A 2,851-nucleotide genomic window follows, 5' to 3' on the forward strand; every position below is an offset into this window, starting at 1 on the left:
CTGTTCACCCGAACGGTGTGGATGCTCGGCAGGAATTCGAAGCGGTGGGCCATGCTGCTCGACTTCTCCCACGGGTCGGCCAATTTTGCCACCGAAACGCCGCCAGTCGGGTTTCTGCTCAACGCCGATGTTCATTTCTATCCCGGTGCCGCGGCATTGCGGGCGCGGATAGGGGTCACGCACGGAGAGCCGGAGCCCTTCACAACCATGCCGTTCGGAAGCATCGACACTGCGTTGCAGCAGTTTACCGATGCCCTCGCCGCGGATCCATGGTTGCGCTCGTGGCCGGCAGTGATCAGTTCGGTGGTCCCGTCGTTCGTCGACGGATCATGGTTTGTCGTCGACGAATCGGGCACAGCGCTTCGGGCAGAGGGTGATTCGGATCTTCTGTGGAAGTTGCTCGGCATTTCCGGCGGTTACCCGGTCACAGTCTGCGGAACGTGGAACGCGCTGGCTTTTACTCCGATCTCGGTTTTCACGGGAGGGCAGGTGATCGTGCTGTGAGTACATTGATCTCAGCGGCGCTCCTTGGGACAGCCAGAACAGCAACAACATTCGAGGAGCTGCCGGCTGAAGTGCGTGGCTACGCTCGCGAACTCGACGGCGATCCTGCCGAGATGCTTCTCGCAGGAGCAGCGTTGGAGAGGGCGTACCGCCGTGGCGGTGCGGGCTCCACCACGGCGGCGGTGCCGACATCTGCGCCAGACGATGTTCGATTCACGCTGCCGGAATCCTCATCGGCGCATCTGCTGTCGATGCTCGCGGCCAAGGCGACCTTGCTCGACGAATGGTTCGCAGTCGCGTTGGAGCACAATTACCGTGCGCCTGATCATCTGGTCGCCGAGTTGCTTTCCTTTGCACGTGCAAGTGAAGCTCACCGGGAGAGCATCCTGCAGATGGTCGGCGAGCGTGGTCGATGGCTTGCCGCGCAAAACCCCGAGTGGAGCAAACTCGTCCGAACCAGGGATGCCAACCCGGACGTGTGGCGTCACGGAAGTTCGTCGCAGCGCACACAGTGGCTGATGGACACTCGTCGAACAGATCCCGCGCTGGCGTTGGCCGAACTCCGAAAGTCCTGGGCCACCGAGCGGGGCGAACAGAAGGCTGCCTTCGTCGCGGCGCTGGCAAACGGACTGAGCGCGGATGATCAACCATTGTTGGAGGAAGCCCTCGACGACCGTCGCAAGGACGTGCGACGCGCGGCAGTGGAAGTACTCGGACAACTCCCCGAATCGGAGTTCGGGGAGAGAATGGCTGCTCGGGTTCGGAAATGGGTGCGGGTGGAAAGGAAACTCGTTCGGTCCACGCTCGTCATCGTCCCGCCTGAGGAAGTCGATTCAGCGGCGAGGCGAGACGGCATCGAAGACCGGCCGAATCCACACACCGACTATCGTGCCGAGTATGTGCGTCAGGCGATCAGTTCTGCGCCGTTGTCTCTGTGGAACAACATGATCGGTGGACCAGGCAAGGTCTTGGGGATGAGCGTTGACGAAAGCTGGGAGCCGATCCTTCACGACGCGTGGTCCACCGCCGCAGTCGCGCAGAACAATACGGAATGGGCGCTGGAACTCTTTCGTATGCGCGGCACCGCCACCGATCGACGCGTGCTCCCGTTGGTGCCGGCCAAGGCGCTGGCTGATCTGTTGAGGTCCGGAAACGGCGACGCCAATGTTCTGCACCCGGGCCGGGCAGCGATCTACGCCGCTCTGCGAGGTCCATGGCCCGAGGACATCACCCGGGCAGTGGTGGCCCAGTGGGAACGAGTTGCGGCCAGACGTGCCGACGGAGGCGCCAAGGCCGGCGAATTCTCACGCTACAAGTACGTCGCATCGCTGCGCCTGGCCGAGACTCGATTTCCTTACAGCGCAGTAACTTTGCTGGAGCGTGCGGCGGAGCGTGCTCGTGACCCCGACTGGCGGCAAACCTTCGCCAGAACTGCCAGTGCCATCACCCACCGCAAGACTCTGCTCGAGGAGCTCAAGTGACTGACAGCGTAACCGTGCCCACCACGGAACCGGAAAAGCTCGCGCAACCGGCAAAGCTGATGCGGCCCCACGCAGAGCAGGAGTACGCGCTCGAACTCGAAGCACTGGCCGCGCAGGATGCTCGTCCGCGTCCACCGTCGTGGAACTTGTCGCCCTGGGCCGTCGTGACGTATCTGTTGGGTGGCACTCTCGACGACGGAACCGTCATTTCGCCGAAGTACGTCGGTCCACGGCGGTTGATGGAAGTGGCCGTCGCAACTCTTGCCACCGACCGGGCGCTACTGCTGTTGGGGGTTCCCGGTACGGCCAAGACCTGGGTCTCCGAACACCTTTCGGCCGCAATCTCGGGTGCGTCGACGCTCCTGGTTCAAGGCACGTCGGGTACGCCCGAGGAAGCTATCCGCTACGGCTGGAACTACGCACGTCTTCTCTCCGAGGGGCCGACCGCCGGTGCGCTGGTGCCTTCTCCCGTGATGACGGCGATGGAAACCGGGAAGATCGCCCGCGTCGAAGAGTTGACGCGTATCCCGGCCGACGTGCAGGACGCTCTCATCACCATTCTCTCCGAGAAGACGTTGCCGGTGCCGGAACTGGGCATCGAGGTGCAGGCAGCCAAGGGCTTCAATCTGATCGCTACCGCCAACGATCGCGATCGCGGTGTCAACGATCTGTCGTCCGCACTGCGTCGACGGTTCAATACCGTAGTCCTCCCGTTGCCGGCCAGCGAGGAAGACGAGGTGGCCATCGTGGCACGTCGAGTCGAACAGTTGGGCGCAGCACTGGAATTGCCGACAACCCCCGCAGCAGCCGAGGAAATTCGCCGGGTCGTCACCGTGTTCCGGGAACTGCGATCAGGCGCGACCACC

General features: G+C 63.0%; 2 protein-coding genes and 1 pseudogene. All 3 read left to right on the plus strand.

The window, feature by feature from the left end; translation table 11 throughout:
* Positions 1 to 504, plus strand: a pseudogene (locus tag A2J01_RS36535) (SWIM zinc finger family protein); the annotation flags it as partial.
* Positions 501 to 1,985 carry a DUF5691 domain-containing protein gene (locus A2J01_RS22780; RefSeq protein WP_064113646.1) on the plus strand — a complete coding sequence of 495 codons (1,485 nt, stop codon included), beginning with the start codon at positions 501 to 503 and terminating at the stop codon, positions 1,983 to 1,985. The pseudogene A2J01_RS36535 and the gene A2J01_RS22780, both read left to right, overlap by 4 nt.
* Before the next feature lie 59 nt (positions 1,986 to 2,044).
* Positions 2,045 to 2,851: ATP-binding protein (locus A2J01_RS22785; RefSeq protein ID WP_064113647.1), on the plus strand; the 807-nt coding region annotated here is incomplete at its 3' end.

This window comes from Rhodococcus sp. EPR-134, assembly GCF_001647205.1.
Lineage (GTDB): Bacteria > Actinomycetota > Actinomycetes > Mycobacteriales > Mycobacteriaceae > Rhodococcus_F > Rhodococcus_F qingshengii.